Annotated in this window: 15 protein-coding genes; 10 read left to right on the top strand and 5 right to left on the bottom strand. The window is 54.1% G+C overall.

The genetic code is table 11. The features are described from left to right. Positions 1–44: 44 nt before the first annotated feature. A complete protein-coding gene (locus ACYVAD_RS06520; protein WP_461138675.1) occupies positions 45–473 on the top strand; it encodes a response regulator in 429 nt (142 codons plus the stop codon). 82 nt (positions 474–555) lie between these two features. Here the strand turns inward: ACYVAD_RS06520 and ACYVAD_RS06515 are convergent, their stop codons facing one another. Further along, positions 556–756, bottom strand: a complete 201-nt coding sequence (locus ACYVAD_RS06515; RefSeq protein WP_461138674.1) for a hypothetical protein — start codon at positions 754–756, stop codon at positions 556–558. A gap of 262 nt (positions 757–1,018) precedes the next feature. On the opposite strand from ACYVAD_RS06515, the gene tam reads away from it, so the two are divergent. Beyond that, complete coding sequence (gene tam / locus ACYVAD_RS06510; RefSeq protein ID WP_461138673.1) at positions 1,019–1,786, top strand: trans-aconitate 2-methyltransferase; 768 nt, start codon at positions 1,019–1,021, stop codon at positions 1,784–1,786. 133 nt (positions 1,787–1,919) lie between these two features. Continuing rightward, positions 1,920–2,504 (top strand): DedA family protein, encoded by a 585-nt coding sequence (locus ACYVAD_RS06505; protein WP_461138672.1) that lies wholly within the window; start codon positions 1,920–1,922, stop codon positions 2,502–2,504. Positions 2,505–2,642: 138 nt separating this feature from the next. Here ACYVAD_RS06505 and ACYVAD_RS06500 read toward each other — a convergent pair whose 3' ends face one another. The 4 genes from ACYVAD_RS06500 to ACYVAD_RS06485 are packed head-to-tail and all read right to left on the bottom strand — an operon-like array spanning position 2,643 to position 5,922. Beyond that, positions 2,643–3,851 carry a n-acyl-d-glucosamine 2-epimerase gene (locus ACYVAD_RS06500; protein ID WP_461138671.1) on the bottom strand — a complete coding sequence of 403 codons (1,209 nt, stop codon included), beginning with the start codon at positions 3,849–3,851 and terminating at the stop codon, positions 2,643–2,645. Next, positions 3,848–3,988 (bottom strand): hypothetical protein, encoded by a 141-nt coding sequence (locus tag ACYVAD_RS06495; RefSeq protein WP_461138670.1) that lies wholly within the window; start codon positions 3,986–3,988, stop codon positions 3,848–3,850. The genes ACYVAD_RS06500 and ACYVAD_RS06495 overlap by 4 nt, the downstream gene beginning before the upstream one ends. A 26-nt stretch (positions 3,989–4,014) precedes the next feature. Continuing rightward, positions 4,015–5,214: a sialidase family protein gene (locus ACYVAD_RS06490; protein ID WP_461138669.1), complete on the bottom strand. Its 1,200-nt coding sequence runs from the start codon at positions 5,212–5,214 to the stop codon at positions 4,015–4,017. 9 nt (positions 5,215–5,223) lie between these two features. Then, a complete protein-coding gene (locus tag ACYVAD_RS06485; RefSeq protein ID WP_461138668.1) occupies positions 5,224–5,922 on the bottom strand; it encodes a FadR/GntR family transcriptional regulator in 699 nt (232 codons plus the stop codon). A 218-nt stretch (positions 5,923–6,140) separates the two neighbouring features. On the opposite strand from ACYVAD_RS06485, the gene ACYVAD_RS06480 reads away from it, so the two are divergent. The 7 genes from ACYVAD_RS06480 to ACYVAD_RS06450 all read left to right on the top strand — a co-directional run bounded on the left by ACYVAD_RS06480 (position 6,141) and on the right by ACYVAD_RS06450 (position 17,150). Next, a complete protein-coding gene (locus tag ACYVAD_RS06480; RefSeq protein ID WP_461138667.1) occupies positions 6,141–9,434 on the top strand; it encodes a SusC/RagA family TonB-linked outer membrane protein in 3,294 nt (1,097 codons plus the stop codon). Positions 9,435–9,448: 14 nt separating this feature from the next. Next, complete coding sequence (locus tag ACYVAD_RS06475; RefSeq protein WP_461138666.1) at positions 9,449–10,972, top strand: RagB/SusD family nutrient uptake outer membrane protein; 1,524 nt, start codon at positions 9,449–9,451, stop codon at positions 10,970–10,972. Between the two features lie 90 nt (positions 10,973–11,062). Beyond that, on the top strand, positions 11,063–12,004 hold the full coding sequence (locus ACYVAD_RS06470; protein ID WP_461138665.1) for a dihydrodipicolinate synthase family protein: 942 nt from the start codon (positions 11,063–11,065) through the stop codon (positions 12,002–12,004). Continuing rightward, positions 12,001–13,146 carry a Kelch repeat-containing protein gene (locus ACYVAD_RS06465; protein ID WP_461138664.1) on the top strand — a complete coding sequence of 382 codons (1,146 nt, stop codon included), beginning with the start codon at positions 12,001–12,003 and terminating at the stop codon, positions 13,144–13,146. Before ACYVAD_RS06470 ends, ACYVAD_RS06465 begins: the two co-directional genes overlap by 4 nt. 5 nt (positions 13,147–13,151) lie before the next feature. Further along, positions 13,152–14,441 (top strand): MFS transporter, encoded by a 1,290-nt coding sequence (locus tag ACYVAD_RS06460; protein WP_461138663.1) that lies wholly within the window; start codon positions 13,152–13,154, stop codon positions 14,439–14,441. After that, positions 14,431–15,999, top strand: a complete 1,569-nt coding sequence (locus tag ACYVAD_RS06455; protein WP_461138662.1) for a sialate O-acetylesterase — start codon at positions 14,431–14,433, stop codon at positions 15,997–15,999. The genes ACYVAD_RS06460 and ACYVAD_RS06455 overlap by 11 nt, the downstream gene beginning before the upstream one ends. Then, positions 15,996–17,150: a family 20 glycosylhydrolase gene (locus ACYVAD_RS06450; protein ID WP_461138661.1), complete on the top strand. Its 1,155-nt coding sequence runs from the start codon at positions 15,996–15,998 to the stop codon at positions 17,148–17,150. The genes ACYVAD_RS06455 and ACYVAD_RS06450 overlap by 4 nt, the downstream gene beginning before the upstream one ends. Positions 17,151–17,161: the final 11 nt, after the last annotated feature.

The raw sequence follows: 17,161 nt of genomic DNA, 5'->3' as shown, positions 1-17,161 counted from the left end.
CAGATGCGTATTTTTGCTGGCCAATCCCTTGTTTAGTTTAGAAGATGTCGCTGAACGGCCCTATTTTATGCATTGATGACGATGAAGACGACCAGTATCTAATTCGTCAGTCCCTAGCTCAATTGAAGTTATCTAATCCCGTGGTATCGCTGACTGATGGCCAGCAAGCGCTGGACTATCTGTTAACCACGCAAGAGCGGCCGTTTCTAATTTTGTGTGACATTAATATGCCGCTCATGAATGGCCTGGAATTACGTCGTCAGGTCAACGCCAGTGAATATCTGCGCAAAAAATCCATTCCGTTTGTGTTTCTGACGACGACGGCCAGTGAATACTCCGTAGAGGAAGCGTACAAAGAGTCTGTACAAGGGTTTTATCAGAAAGCGACTACTTATCCAGCTCTTTCCCAGCAGTTGAAGTTGATCGTTGAATACTGGCAGAACTGCCTTCACCCAAATAGACGGATACTATAAAAGAACACCGCTTTTTTTCATAGCTGAATCCCGAAGAAAAAAGGTATTAGACGTTTGCTGGGTATGCTAATCACAAGCGAGATCAACGTCTGACGGGTGTGGCTTTATCCCATACCTCGATACGTTGACGAGCCAGCAGCAGATACGCGTCCCGGGTGTCCTGGGTTAGGTCTGACCATCTGGGTGATGGCTGACCATTGCGGTAAGCGTCATCGCGCAGAATAAGTCGTGCTAGAAAATGCACTTCATAGTCACAGTTTGACTGGTGAGTTAATTCACTCATAGTGGCCAGGAACGTGTCTGAAAATGGACTACTTAGTTGAATAAAGACTAAGAGCAAAAATTAAGCCTTTGTCATATTTTCCAGTGTGAAATTTTCGCGTTGAAAAATTAATTGTGGCTGACTCAGAAGAAAGTTATTCGAGAAACCGTTCGATTGAGGAGTCGATGGGACTGGAATTCGAAGCTGCGAGTACCAATCCGTCGGTTCAATACACATTTTGCGTCCGTTCCGGTTATAGAGTACAGTTACCATTGTGCACGTTATGAGTTGGTCTGCCAGTCAGTATAGGAAGTTCGAAGCGGAACGTAATCGACCGATCTACGATCTATTAGCCCGGATTCCGACGGTCAACGTGCAAACGGCAGTTGATCTGGGTTGTGGGCCGGGCAATTCGACCGAGTTGTTACGTGATCGCTTTCCGGAGGCAATTATCTCTGGTATAGACAGTTCGCCCGACATGGTTGATGCCGCTCGCCAGCGCCTACCCGATTGTCAGTTTGCCGTAGCGGACATTAGCACCTGGACAAGCAACGGCTCCTTTGGCGTAATTTTTGCGAATGCCGCCCTGCAATGGCTTCCTGACCATGCGTCACTATTCCCCCGACTTATTCGCCAACTGGAACCGGGCGGCAGCCTGGCGGTACAAATGCCGGACAACGCTAACGAGCCCGCCCACCGACTTATGCGGGAAATCGCTGACAAAGGCGCGTGGGCGGAAAAGCTGGCCCCGGCCAAGAACCGGATGGAACGTCACGGGGCCGACTGGTACTATCAGTTGTTACGTAATACGGTCAGCGACTTAGATATCTGGCGAACAACGTATTATCATCCGTTACCAGGTGGGGCAGCCGCGGTCGTAGAGTGGTTTAAAGGCACCGGGTTACGCCCGTATCTGGAGCTTCTTTCCGAAGAAGAACGGGTTACTTTCCTGGAACAGTATCAGCAGGAAATAGCCCTGGCTTATCCGCCACTCTCCGATGGAACCGTACTATTACCCTTCCCCCGACTGTTTATTGTTGCGGTTCGATAGCGACTGGATATCCGCCAGTCTGATTGGTGATAGTAACCGAAGTAGATGTAAAGTCTCCTTCTGGATAGCTTGGTTCTAACATCGGTGCGGCAAGTAGAGTTATCGCTAGCAAGTACCAGATCTTTGTCCGGCTATGTCTATTGAGTCGTTGCTTATTACGTATGGCTATCCCATTTTATTCGTTGGTGTCCTGATTGAAGGCGAAACGTTCTTAATTCTGGCGGCTTATCTGGCGCACCGGGGCTATCTAAACCAGACGGGCATTATTGCCGTCGGCGCTTTGGCTACGTTTCTGATTGTGCAGGCATTGTTTCATGCGGGACACCGGTACGGTCCGCGCGTGCTGGCCCGGCGTCCAAAATGGCAGCCTCGTGTAAGCCGGGTGCAACAGCTGTTTCATCGCTACGGGGCTGGCCTGGTTGTTGGCTTCCGCTTCCTGTTCGGCCTACGAACGATCATCCCTTTGACAATTGGTATGGTTCATTATCCAGCGCTCCGGTTTACGCTACTGAACGCGTTCGGAGCGGTGCTGTGGACAACCGTTATTGTTTTGGCCGGTAATGGTATTGCGCAACTTGCCGAAACGCTGGTTGAGGATTTGCGGAAGCACGAGTGGATCATCGTCGTACTGGTAGCGCTGGCGGGCGGCATTTACGGACTCTATCATCTTTACAAACAACCCAAGCTGACGAGCGAGCCGGTTTCAACGGAAGAATGAATTACTATCGAAATTTTCTACAACGCGCCGTATAACTGACTACGAAATCAGGCTGAATGCGCTAACGCACTTAGCCTGATTCATAAAACGTAAGCCAGACCACTCGGTCTTACTTGCCGTTGTACAGAACGTAACGTATCACTGTGACGAACGTATTGGCGTTCTGATTTCGGTCAGTTTGGTCAAGGTCGTCCAGCTTTGGTATAAACCGCGTGGTATGTGAAAACAGCCTTTCCATTTTCCTCCCTTGAGCGGTAATAATACGTCTCCCTGCCGGTTCAGATAGCCAAACCACTCACCAGCAGCGGGGTCCGGGAAGTGCGACCAGGTGTAGGCGTGAACCCGCTCGAACCACTCCCAACAGGCCGGATTACCCGTAAACAAGTAGCCTTTCAGGAGGCTGATCAACGTTTCGACGTGGACCCACCAGAGCTTCTGATCCCATTCGAGTTGCTGGGGCGGATGCCCATGGGCATCCATGAAATAATACAAGCCACCGAACTGCTGGTCCCAGGCGTACGTCAGGGTATCCAGCGTAATCTGGACCGCCCGCTGCAAGAGCGACTGATCGTTTCGACGGACGGCCAAATCCATAATGAACCACATGGCTTCAATCGCGTGACCGGGATTGAGCAGCCGCCCCTCAAACGAATCTGATGCTTGCCCGTTGGGCGTAACGTTTTCCCGAATTAGTCCCAGTGCCGGGTCGTAGAAAACGTCCATAACCTCATGAATACAGGCGTCGATTGTTTGTTCTACCAACGGCCTGTCCAGCAGAGACTCTATCTCCAGAGCCAGATTGCACAGGATCATAGGCAGGGCGAAATTCTTCAACGGTCGCGTGGAGGCTACAGCCTTATTCCAATGTCCTTTAGGGTTGTCGCGTCGGTTTAGTATCCGCTGGAATGTCGTCTGGGCAATATGCGCATCTTCGTCACGACCCGTTGCCTGCGACAACTGGCCAAAAGCCATGGTGGCAAAGCAGTCCGAGAAAATGTTGTAAGGTTGTACCAGTGGGGCGCCCGCACATGTTAGCGAAAAATACCAGTCGCCGTTTGGGGAGCGGCCGTGGGTCCGCAGGAAGTCGGCCCCATGCTGGGCTAGTGTCAGCCAGTCGGGTCGTTGCTCCACACGGTTATACAGCATGGAGAAGGTCCACACCTGCCTTGCCTGTAACCAGATGAACTTATCGGTATCGTATACGGCGCCGTTTCGGTCGAGGCACGTAAAAAAGCCGCCGAATTCCGGGTCAGGTGAATGCCGTTGCCAGAAGGGGAGCACATCGTTCAGTAAAGCGTCGCGGTATTGCTGCGCGTAGGCTTGAATAGAGGAAAGGGGAGCGGTCATGTTACGTATTTTTTGGGGCGTAGCAACTGAATACAGCGTTGGCAGTCGTTGCCGTTCAGAAGGAAACCAGCGTTTATAGTCTGAGCATCCTGCTTACTGGCTGCATCCGTTAGTGATGGGCGTAGGTCAACGGACATCTTGCCCGTTCGCCAGCCTACCACCGCTAATTCAGATCCTGATAGGGAAAAGAAGCATAGACAATCTGGGTATAGTTGTCCTTTTCGTAGAGTACGCCGACCTGTCCGGCGGATGGGACAACGAGATCCGAGTAAGCGGCCGAACCGTTGTACACTTCTTTACCCGCCGACCAGTGCTGACCACCATCCTTACTGACCCGCACGGTCAGCCGTTCTCGTTTGGTTTGACTATTGGGATTGCTGAATAGAAGCGCCGATTGACCACCGCCAAGGGGGTAATCGATCATGCTGCCCTGACAAACGGGGTCCGGTAAATCCTGCGCTACCTCCACTGGCTCCCAACTGATTCCTGCGTTGGACGAACGAGCCAATAGCCGATTTTTAACGTCGCCCGACTGATTCCGGATGTTCATCAGAATGCCTCCTTCGGACGTTTCGGCTGCGGTACTTTCGTTGCCGCCTGGATAAGGAATTGTCGGCGAAAGCTGCCAGCTTTTGCCGTGATCGTCGGAGTAGAAACCATGCGCTCTGTAATCCTGAAAATGGGGCTGCGGTGACCCCGCGGAGTGATTGGCAGCTACGAAGATCCGCCCTTTGTGTGGGCCTTTTTGTAGTTGTAAGGCATGCCCCGGCGTGTTTGCGTACGACCGCCAGTCTTCCGAAAAGGAGTACGCCGGATTGGTAGCGGGTTGATTGGGGCGGGATACCTGTTTGGTAATGTTAACGGGCTCCGACCAGGTTTTGCCGGCATCTGTACTGGTAATGTACCAGACCTCGCGAACCGCTTTCCCCTTACGTACATCGCTCTCGGAGGCTGATCCTGTATTGTACAGCAGAAATAGCCGCCCCTTCGGGAATTGACGATCAGACCGGTCATAAACAGGGGCTGGGTTGCCCACCTGCAAGGCGCCAACATCGGCTACGCGGCTGATGGCTGACCATGTTTTCCCGCCGTCTTTGCTGCTGCGCATCACAATATCGACGTCGCCATAATCGCCACAGTCTGTAACCCGTCCTTCGGCAAAAGCCAGCAATTCACCCTCGGGTGTGCGGACAATTGCCGGAATCCGGTAGCAGGTATACCCACCTTCGCCATTCCGAAAGACGACGGTTTCCGTAACGCTGGCCGAACGCGGGGCACTGCTTACTGGCGGTACTACGTGTGGAGACGCCGGGGAAAGCCCATTGACGGTGAGTCCGAGACTCAGAAGGAAAGCAGATAGCATGACCAAGAGTTAGAATAAACGTTGGAAATGATTTTCGAAGTGATTCCGCATCGCATTTCGGAATGTTTCCGGGTTGCCATGTTGCAAAGCGTCGACCAGACCCCGGTGCGACACGAACTTCTTGTGCTGGACGGGCTTTTTCAAAAGTCCACTTTCGTGGACGTACTTGAAAATAGGCAGCAGCATGCGCTGGAACCGACGTAACGTTTGGTTCCCGGTGATGTCGTAAAGCTTGCCGTGGAAACGAATCTCCTGGTCGGCATCAAATACCATTTCCTGCGTATTGACCGGCTCTTCGGCTACGATGGCGTAGAGTTCATCAATGTCCGCCTGCGTGATTCGTTCGAAAAGCAGATCCCCCATGCCAATTTCCAGGACGATGCGAAGTTCAAAAATGTCGCGCAGGGTCTCGCCGTCCAGAATGCCGGGATACATCGTCTTCTCGATCAGCGACAGCAGATCTGGATTGGTGATGACCGTACCACGCTTCTTTTTGGACTCAAGCAGACCCCGCATGCGTAGCCGGAGCATAGCTTCCCGAATAACGGTCCGGCTAACGCCCAACTGAGCCGCCAGCTCGATCTCCGTCGGAATGACATCTCCAGCTTTCAGGCTATGAGTGTCGAAATAGGCCAGCAGATCCGCTTCCACTTTATCGACAAGTGTGCCCGGCTCCGATAGCTCTCCATGAATAGCAGCGTAATCCATATATTATGTAGTACTTAATAGTTGAGTCCTCTTTGAATAAGTCTGACAATATTCCGCAAAAAGAAGGGTAAATAAAAATTTTTAGCCCAATTTGGAAATATTATGTACAACATAATACTTTTGTAAAATCAAATTAGTCTTTGTTTCATCCTAAAATTGGGTACAAGATGCCAAATTGTACAAGCTGTGTTAGGCAATATGTATTACTTATTGTCTTCGTGTTGAGTACGCTGTCAGGCTGGGGCCAGACAACAACGCTGTCCGGAACTATCCGGGACAAACGTACTGGAGAGACACTGCCCGGAGTCAACATTACGGTAAAAGGCACCAGCCGGGGAACCGTAACTGACAGCGACGGTCGGTTTTCACTGGCCGTTCAGAAGGACGACGTACTGATTGTGTCGCAGATCGGCATGGCCACGCAGGAGGTAGCCGTAGCCGGGCAAAGCACACTGACCATTACCATGAGCGAAAACGCACGTAGTCTGGATGAAGTGGTGGTCGTAGGCTATGGCCAGCAAAGTCGTCGGACGTTGACGGGCTCGGTAGCGAGTATCGACAACACGGTATTAAAATCGGTGCCCCGGACCAATGCCGCGACGGCGCTGCAAGGGACCGCTCCCGGGTTACGAGTACAGCAAACGACGGGGCAGCCCGGAGCCTCACCCAACATTGTGCTACGCGGAGGAACGGATTTTGGTGGTTCGGGCTCGCCCTTGTACGTTGTCGATGGGGTAATTGTTCCGTCGCTGTACGGGATCAACGCGCAGGACATCGAGAAGATGGACGTATTAAAAGATGCGGCTTCGACGGCTATTTACGGGGCGCGGGCCGCCAATGGCGTCATTCTGGTGACCACCAAAAAAGGAAAGAAAGGGCGGACGTCGGTGACGTATACGTTCAAACACGCAGCCAATTACGTTCGACGTAATCCACTTCAGTACATGAGCGCCGAAGACTACATCCGCTGGAATCGCCAGGGGTTAGGCAGCCGGTACGCAGCCGCTCAGGCCGATAATAACACGGCGGAGATGAACAACGCCCGCAATCAGTTGACGGGTGCCTGGGGCTGGGGCCTCAATTCGGACTGGACCGCGCCCGATGGTAAATATTCGACCCAACTGCTAACGAACGCTAACCGCGGTCTGCTCAACGATCCGCAGTATAGCCTGATGGTGGATAAAAATCCGTTCAATTCCGCCCAGATGGATAGTATTCTGTACCGATCCACCTCGCAGCGACAACTGGAAGATCTGATTCTACAAACGGGTGTGCTCAATGAACACTACCTGAATGCCTCGGGGGGCAATGACATGGGCACGTTCTCGCTGGGCGTCGGGAGTCTGAGCGATCAGGGAATTATTATTGGTTCGGGCCTGAAGCGATTGAATCTGAATTTCAATGGCGGGCTAAACGTCGGGAAAAACCTGACAATAGGATTAAACCTAGGGGCTTACAGCACCAGCAGTACACCGTCTTACCTGACGGCCGATGGGGGCGGGGGCCTGGCAGGAGGTATTGTTCAGCGATTCACGGGTATCGCGCCCACCGTTCGGCTGACAAACGACATTACCGGCGCTCAACTGCCGGGCGTGGATGGAAGTACGTTAGGAAACCCGAATTATTTTCAGGACAAATTTCTCAATACCACCGGTGAGCAACGCTATTCTGGTGGGCTGAACGTAGAGTACCGGATCACGCCCTTTCTCAAAGCACTGGGTAGCGCGTCCGGCTATTACCGCTACACCACGAACGACCAGTTTACCAAATCCTACATTAACGGTACGGGGGGCGCGCTGGTAGCCACGCGTAACGCATCATTCTCGAATGTCCGCACAAGTCAGTACACCTATAATGGTTTTCTGCAGTACGACAAGGAATTTGGTCGGCATATGGTATCGGTACTGGGTGGGGGCGAATTTTACGAGTTCCGGCAGTACAGTTACGGGGCAAGCGCCAACCTGGCAGCGACCGACTTTATTCCGTGGCTGTCGGCCTCCACGGCCGCGGTGGGTATCCCTTCGTCGGCGTTTAACAGCTGGCAGCGACTGGCGTCAGGTATCGGACGGGTCAATTACAATTACGCCGATAAGTACCTGCTGACGCTCAACATGCGGTACGATGGGACGTCTAAACTAACGACCAATCGCTACGGATTTTTCCCCGGTGTCTCGGCCGGCTGGAACCTAAGTAATGAAGAGTTTTTTACCAATTCACCCCTGCGGAAATACGTATCGGTGATGAAACCCCGGATCAGCTGGGGCGTTAACGGAAGTATCAACCCACTGGACGCCAGTGGAAATGCCCTGCTCAACGATTACGCGACTACCCCGCAGTACGTCAACATCGGTATTTACAGCGGCCAGCCGGGTTTTGCTGCCGGGGGGCTAACGAACACGGATTTACGTTGGGAACGGTCCAGTACGCTTAACATTGGTCTTGATCTTGGCCTGTTCAACAACCGGGTTACGTTGATCACCGATTACTTTATCCGGAACGTATACGATAAAATATCGACCCTGACTATTCCCGCCTGGACGGGGTATAGTAACTACCTAACAAACCTGGGGCAATTACAAAACCGGGGTATTGAACTGGATATCCGGACGCAGATTCTGCGGCCAACGCGGGAAGGAGGGTTGTCGTGGGCAGTGAATGCCAATTTCTACAGCATTCGTAATTTCGCCATCAAGCTGCCTAACAATGGGCTGCCCCTGAATCGGCAAAGTGCCTATCAGGTGTTCGATCCGGCCAGCAACCAATTGATTTGGGTGGGAGGTCTGCAGGAAGGGCAGCGAGTTGGCCTCGATCAGGTGTACGCGCCGGTCTATGATGGCCTGTACAAAACCCAGGCTGATCTGGATGCCCGGTCCAACTTCTATAACTCGTATCTACCGTACACCAATAAACGGATCAAGCTGCTGGGCGATGCTCGCTGGCGCGACCTTGATCGCAACGATACGCTGGATTATCGCGATTTTACCTACGTTGGTCGCACAACTCCTACCATTCAGGGCGGCTTTTCGTCGAGCTTGAGTTGGAAAGGATTTACACTCTTCGGGCAGTTCGATTATTCGCTGGGCTTTGTCATTGCCAACCAATCGTACCTGCGGGGCATGTCACAGGTGCAAGGATCGCAGAACGGACCGGTCGACGTGACTAACACCTGGACACCCGACAACCCGACGGCTACGTTACCGCGCTACTACTGGGCGAACTACGCCCGCAACTATTTCACCGACGCGGGGGGCAGTGCGACAGCGCCGGCGAACTTCTGGCAGAAAGGAAATTACGTCTGCATGCGGGAAGTAACGCTGAGTTACGACGCGCCCAATACGCTGCTGGAGCGCCTGACGGGGAAACGGGTGCAAAGTCTGCGCGTATTCCTGACGGGCTCAAACCTGGCCTATCTAACCAAATACAATGGGACGTTCCCTGAAGTGGGCGGTAATGACGTAGGTCGTTTCCCGCTGCCGCGGACCGTAACGCTAGGTGCTACGATTGGACTATAACCTTCTGCAACATCATGAGAAATTATAAATTAACGCTGGCACTTACCGGCTGCCTGAGTCTATCCGCCGGTCTGTTTTCCTGCGAACAACAATTGGCTGAGGTGGTGCCGCAAACCTCGTTGAACCAGTCTCTGGCTCTGACGGACGCCAACGCGGCCCAGACGTTGTACACGGGCGTGTACGCATCGCTGCGTACCTACCAGGCAACCTTGTTCCAGCTCGGCGAAATGCGGTCGGACATCTGGGCCGACGGGCTGTACACCGAATCCGAAGATGGTACGCTGAAGCAACTCTGGTCGCACAACATCAGCGCTGTCAACGTACCGTTTTCCAACTGGGCCGGTTTGTATACGTTGGTAGACCGGATCAACACGGTGATCAACCTGTTTCCCGATGCTCCGCTAGCCGAAACAGCCCGGAATCGCTATCTGGCGGAGATGTATGGACTACGGGCGTACGTATACTACACGCTGCTGAAAACCTGGGGCGGGGTGCCGATTACGACTGAGCCCGTAACAACAATTGGGAATATCAGTGAGCTGTATCGCGAGCGGGCTACTCCCGAAGCCGTTATGCAGCTTATCAAAAGCGATCTGGAAAAATCCCTTTCCCTGTTCGGCGATAATAACACCTTTACGGCGAAGCGGACCTACTGGAATCGAGCGGCTACGCAGACTTTGAAGGGTGACGTATTCATCTGGTCGGGTACACACCTGGGGGGCGGGGCCACTGATTTCAACACCGCCCGAACCGCACTCGAAGAGGTGAAAGCGTTGTCGACGCTTGGGTTGCAGGCTAGCTATGCCGATGTCTTTGACCCAACCAAAGAAACCAACAATAAGGAAATTATCGTTGCCCTGAGCTTTGAGAAAAACGAAGCGGTGATGGGCGCTTACGGAAGTTTCCAGGTGAACACGACCCAGGCCAGTACGCTGGTGCTCGACCCGGTTCCGGGGCTGGCGGTTTCGGTTAGTTCGGTGTACCCATACGTAGCGGGGGCCAGCCGGGTAGGTTTGTCGCCGGGGATGATCACGCAATTGTCGACCGGTACTGATCAGCGGATTCGCCCTTCGTTCCGGGTGATGTACCGCAATACGTCGGGGAACCCAATTGCTGGGGTGTTGCTGACCAAATTCATTGGTCGGGTCGACGCCGGGACGCAACTGTACGACAGTGACTTTCCGATTTATCGATACGCGGACGTGCTGCTGTTGCTGGCCGAAGCCAAAACGAAAAGCGGAGCCGATCCGTCGGCGGAAATCAACGCGATCCGGGCACGGGCCTATGGTTCGGGTTATACCGCCTACACTAACGGCTCCCAAACTGCCAACATGAACGCGATTCTGGCCGAATACCTGCGTGAGTTTATTGGTGAAGGAAAACGCTGGTGGGCGCTCCGCCGGGCGGGTAATGAGTATGTGTTCAGTACGATCAACTCGGCTTACTTACCGTCCTCGCAGGCCTACAAGCTGCTCCTGCCCATTTCGGTGGCGATGCTCAACGCTGATCCAAAGCTGAAGCAAACACCTGGTTATTAGAAGTTAATTTGTTTATAGGTTATGTAGTAGAGGCATTTCTCCGGGAAATTTCCCGGAGAAATCTAATCCCTGATTGAATTAAAAGTACAGATGATACACAACGAAAAAATTACTGGACTGGTAGCCGCTCCGTTTACCCCCATGCACGCCGACGGGCAGCTAAACCTCGATCTGATTCCGCAGTACGCCCGGTTTCTGGTGCACAATGGCGTGAAGGGTGCTTTTGTGGGCGGGTCTACCGGCGAAGGTGTTTCCCTTTCCTTCGCCGAAAAACAGGCTCTGCTGATGGCCTGGGGGGCGGTCGATGAACCCGAGTTGCAGAAAATAATGCTCGTGGGCGGTACTTCGCAGACCGAAAGTATCGAGTTGGCGCGGTTGGCCGAGCAGCATGGATTCGACGCCATTGCCGTACTGGCGCCCTATTACTTCAAACCCGCCACAGTCGATTTGCTGGTTGAGTTCTGCGTGGGTATTGGCGAAGCGGTACCAGCTATTGGGCTGTACTTTTATCACATTCCGGCTTTGACGGGAGCGGCTTTGCCCATGATTGATTTCCTGACGAAGATTGATGGACGGCTGCCTAATTTCCGGGGTATAAAGTATACGCACAACGACCTGATGGATTATCGGCGGTGCCTGCGATTCGGTGATGGGAAGTACGATCTATTGTGGGGGTGGGACGAAATCTTCATCTCCGCCATGGCGATGGGCGCTCGGGGGGCGGTTGGTAGTACGTTTAATTACGCAGCCCCGGTGTATCAGGAACTGATGGCGGCTTTTGATTCGGGCGATCTGATCCGGGCCCAGGCCATGCAGGACAAATCCATCGAGATTGTCCGGCTGCTGGGTAAGTACGGTGGCATCGCCACGGGTAAAGCGTTTATGCGCGCGGTGGGGCTGGATTGCGGTACGTTCCGACTACCCGTTGCGAACATGACGACGGAGCAGTATCAGCACTTCCTTGCCGAGGTAGACCAGATAGGTTTTTATGGGACTGCTTCCCAGCAGCCGGTTGTTGCCTTCAATTTATGAAACGTGGCTGGACGACACTGTTACTATTACTCGGTATGATACATCCGTTGATGAGTCAGCCCCGTTCTCCGTTGACGTACAGTCAACTGCCGGATCTGCCTGCCCTAAACGGTAAGCCAAACCCGGGCCTTGCCGGTGCCTTTGCGGGTATGAGCCAGGGGGCGCTTCTGCTGGCGGGTGGGGCCAATTTCCCGGACGGCTATCCCTGGCAGAATGGAAAGAAAATGTGGCACAACGCCATTTATGTCCTCGACCAACCGGAGAAGACCAGCGCATGGCGGCAGGTAGGCACGTTGCCACGGCCAGTCGCTTACGGAGCCAGCGTTACCTGGAATGACCAGCTTATCTGTCTGGGCGGGAACGACGCGACGCAGGCGTACGCGGATGTGTGGCTGTTGTCCTGGGATCGGGCAGCAGGGCGGGTACGCACCAAAAACCTGCCCCCGCTGCCGGTGGCGCTGGCGAATCTGTCGGCTGCCGTGGTTGGAAATGAGCTATACGTCTTCGGTGGGGAAGCGAACGGAGAGGCCGTAAAAACGCTGTACGTATTGACTGTACCGACTCCTGAGAAGGGCTGGCAGCAGCACACGAACTTTCCTGGAGCCGCCCGGGCCTTCACGGCATTGGTTGCCCTGGAACAACCCGGCTCTCCTGTTCTGGCGGTGCTGGGCGGTCGGCAGACCAGTAATCGGCAGACAACCGTACTGGCTGATGCGTACCAGTACCACATCCGCGAGAAACGATGGTCCCGCCTGGCGGATTTACCCGTGGCTGTGGCCGCTCACGAAGCGACGGGTACGCGCGCGGGACAAATCCTCGTCCTCGGCGGAGATGACGGGGTTCGACTCCGCCAGATTGAACAGCTAAACAACAAAATTGCGTCGGAAAGTAGCCACCCGGACGTAACGAAATGGATACAGCAACGTAACGAGTTACAGGCCAATCATCCCGGTTTCCGCCGGGAGGTCTGGCAATACCAGACTGTGACGAAAGGCTGGTCAGTGGTAGACACGCTGCCTTTTCCGACGCCCGTTACAACGACCCTCGTGCGTTGGCAAGGGTCGTTTATTCTGCCTTCGGGCGAGATTGCGCCGGGGATACGAACGCCCGCCATCCGTGTTATCACGCCCACTGAACCCTAACCCTTATGCGTAAACAGACGGCATACGAACGTGCTTACCCCTGGATTGTCGTTGGACTGCTTTGGATCGTGGCCATGCTAAACTACCTGGACCGGCAAATGCTGGCTACCATGCGGCCTTCGATGCAGACCAGCATTACGGAGTTGCAGTCAGCCACCAATTTCGGTCGGCTGATGGCGGTTTTCCTCTGGATCTACGGACTAATGAGCCCCGTATCGGGAATAGTGGCCGACCGGATCAACCGGAAATGGCTGATCGTTGGCAGTCTGTTCGTCTGGTCGGGGGTGACGTTTTCCATGGGATACGCTACTACGTTCGATCAACTGTACGGTTTACGGGCGGTGATGGGCGTGAGCGAAGCGCTATACATTCCGGCAGGACTGTCCCTGATTGCTGATTTTCACACCTCCAAAACTCGGTCACTGGCCGTCGGGGTCCACATGACCGGCTTATACATGGGGCAGGCGCTGGGTGGTTTCGGCGCTACGCTGGCGGAGAGTTATTCCTGGAATAAGGCCTTTCAGGTATTCGGCCTGGTAGGTATTGGGTACGCGTTGGTACTAGCGCTGTTCTTACGGGAAGTGAATCGATCGCAAGTCGTAGCGGAACCGTCGCTTAACCGAACCGGCTTGTCAGGCGTACCATTCACCAAGGGGCTGGCCCTGTTGCTGGGAAATGTGTCATTCTGGGTTATTCTTTTTTATTACGCTATTCCCAGCCTGCCGGGCTGGGCGACCAAAAACTGGTTGCCTACGCTCTTTGCCTCCAGCCTGCATATCGACATGGCGCAGGCCGGTCCGTTGTCGACCATCAGCATTGCGGTATCATCCTTCCTCGGTGTAATTATTGGTGGAATCATGTCCGATCGCTGGGTGCAGATAAATGTACGGGGACGGATTTATACCAGTGCGATCGGGCTGTCGCTCACGATTCCGTCGCTGCTGCTGATTGGCTTCGGCGATTCACTTATCAGCGTGATTGGTGCTGCACTTTGCTTTGGGTTTGGGTATGGGATGTTCGATGCCAACAACATGCCCATTTTGTGTCAGTTCGTGCCGGCTCGTAGCCGGGCAACGGCCTACGGATTAATGAATATGACGGGCGTTTTTGCGGGGGCACTGGTGACTAACTGGCTGGGTAAGTCGATGGATGCTGGCCAGCTGGGTAGTGATTTCGCCCTGCTGGCGGGTATCGTTTTCGTCGCGCTGCTGGTTCAGCTATTTTTTCTCAAACCTCAGGTGGCTGACTTTACGATCAGTCAGGAACGGGAGTTTTCGACGGTCAATGATCAATAAACGATTTATTTCGGTCAGCTTAGGCTGGCTACTCGTTGGGTGGTTGTTTATTTGTCCAGCGCTGGCTCAGCAACGGCCAAAGCTAACGATAGCCGATGTCTGGCAATCAGGCATGGTTATCCAACGTAATCAACCTGTCACCATATGGGGGCGGGGCCTGCCGGGGGCAGCGGTACGGGCTGTTTTTAGACGTGAGAAACGTACTGCTACCGTGGCTGCTGACTCGTCCTGGTTGGTTACGTTTTCAGCCCGTCCGGCTTCCGTTACCCCTGTCTCGATTCGGGTAGAAAGCCAGGCTGAGCGAATCATTCTAACCGATGTCCTGATTGGCGATGTCTGGCTTTGTGCGGGGCAGTCAAATATGGCGTTTGAGTTGAAAAACGATCGGTTTGCCTCTGAGATATTGCCTAAGGTCCACAACTCGCTGTTACGTTTACTAAATCGGCGACCGGCTCTTACCACTTACAAGGCTGCCTACAAACCGTCGGACCGGAAGCACCTCCTACCAGACCACTTCTACCAGCCTGCCCACTGGCAGTCGGCCGACTCGGCGTCGGCGCGGCTATTTTCCGCCGTTGGGTATTACGCTGGTCAGCGCGTTCAGCAACAAACTGGCATTCCGATCGGGCTGATCAGCGTAGCCGTTGGCGGTTCGCCCACCGAAGCCTGGCTACGCCCGGACTCAAGGACTGGCCAGGTGGTTTCGGATGCGGTGTTCAAGGGCGACTGGCTAACCAACCCGGCATTGGAACCCTGGTGTATTGAGCGCGGGCATGAGAACCTGGATTCGTTGCTGCTGGCCGCTCGTGCCGTTCCAAAGGATTCGCTGGGTTATAATCATCCATTTAAGCCCGGATTCCTGTATGCTGCGGCCATCCAACCGTTACTTCGTCTCGGTATCGCCGGAATTCTATGGTATCAGGGTGAAAGTAACGCTTTGAGCCAGGCGCGGGTCGTGCAGCACGAACAGCTTTTCCCGCAGTTGCTGGCCGATTGGCGGGCTGACTGGCAACGGCCTGATTTGCCGGTGTATTTCTGTCAGTTGTCATCCATCGGAACCGAACGGGGGTATAAGTCAGAATACTGGCCCCTGTTTCGCGACAGCCAGCGCCGTATGGCGGACAGCCTGCCGCATGTGGGTATGGCTGTTACCAGCGATGTAGGGCATGCGTGGGATGTTCATCCGACCAACAAAAAAGCTGTAGGGGAGCGGCTGGCGGGCGTAATGCTGGCCGGGACATACGAACAGAACGAATTACTGTCTCCCTCAGTAAAGCAGATCGTTCGAAGCCAGACTGGCTGGACGATTACGTTCGCTGACGCAGGCACGGGGCTCCATACCGCCGACAGACAACCCGTACGGGGCTTTGCGCTGGGTGACGAAACCGGTCCGAAAACGGCTATCTCAGCCACACTATTACGGCAGACGGTCAAGCTGGAAACGAGTGATCGCGCTGCCGGAACGTACCTATACTATGGATGGCAGCCCTTTAGTACAGCTAATGTCGTCAACAGCGCTGGGCTGCCCCTGTCAACCTTTCGTTTGCCTTTACCATGAGTCGTTTACTTTTTTGGGGCCTGCTGTTGATACACTTAACCGGACAAGCTCAGCGGCCGTCTCTGCTGCCCCTACCCCGAGAACTGATCTGGACGAAGGCTGCGTTTGTCCTGACGGGGGCCATTCGGGTAAGGGTAAATCAGGCCGGGGCACAACCCATTGCTGATTCGATTACTCGTTTCGTGCAGGAGATTAGCCGCGTAACAGTAAACCCCTCTGTAGCCCCGGCTCGGGGTGAAAAAACAATTGAACTGCTGCTGGAACCTGACGGGACGTTTCATCAGAAGCCCGAAGGATACGCCCTGACGATAATGAAAACGTCCGTGCAAGTGCGGGCGGCTACGTTACGGGGGCTATTCTGGGGGTATCAGACCCTCCGACAACTCTATACCCAGAAGCCCCGGCCAGCGTTGGTGGGCTGTACCATTGTTGATTCGCCCGCCTTCCCGATTCGAGGGTTTATGCACGACGTTGGGCGCAGTTTTATCCCGCTGGAACGGCTCAAGCAACACATCACCGTACTGGCCCGCTACAAAATCAATACGTTCCACTGGCACCTGACCGAAGATCTGGCCTGGCGCTTGGCGAGCGATAGCATTCCAAACCTGACTGACTCGTCGGTAACGCACCGGCTTCCGGGGCAGTTTTACACAAAGCAGCAGGCGCGTGAACTGGCTGAATTCTGCCGGGCCAACCACGTTCTGCTCATTCCCGAACTGGATATGCCGGGGCATAGTGCCGCTTTCAAACGAGCGACTGGGTACGACATGCAAAGTGACGAAGGCAAGGTGTTGGTAAAGAAGTTGCTACGTGAGGTCTGTGCACTGTTCAATGAGCCCTACATCCATATTGGAACCGACGAAGTCGCTTTTAAGGATGCTTCGTTTGTGCCCGAGATGGCTGCTGTTGTACGCGCCTGTGGCAAGGAAGTGATTGGCTGGTATCCAGGTGCCGCCCTGGATGGGAAGGCCATTCGCCAACTCTGGATACGTAACGATCAGCCGCTCCCACCCATGCGGATTATTGAGTCCCGAAATCTGTATTTTAACCATTTTGCCACGCAGGCCGACCTGATTAGCCTGTTCCAGCGGAATCTGTGCGATGTTCCGGAAGCCACCCCTGATCGACTGGGGGCCATTGGTTGCGTATGAAACGACCGGAA

Source organism: Spirosoma pomorum, assembly GCF_054776615.1.
This window is presented reverse-complemented; position numbering and strand designations above follow the sequence as displayed.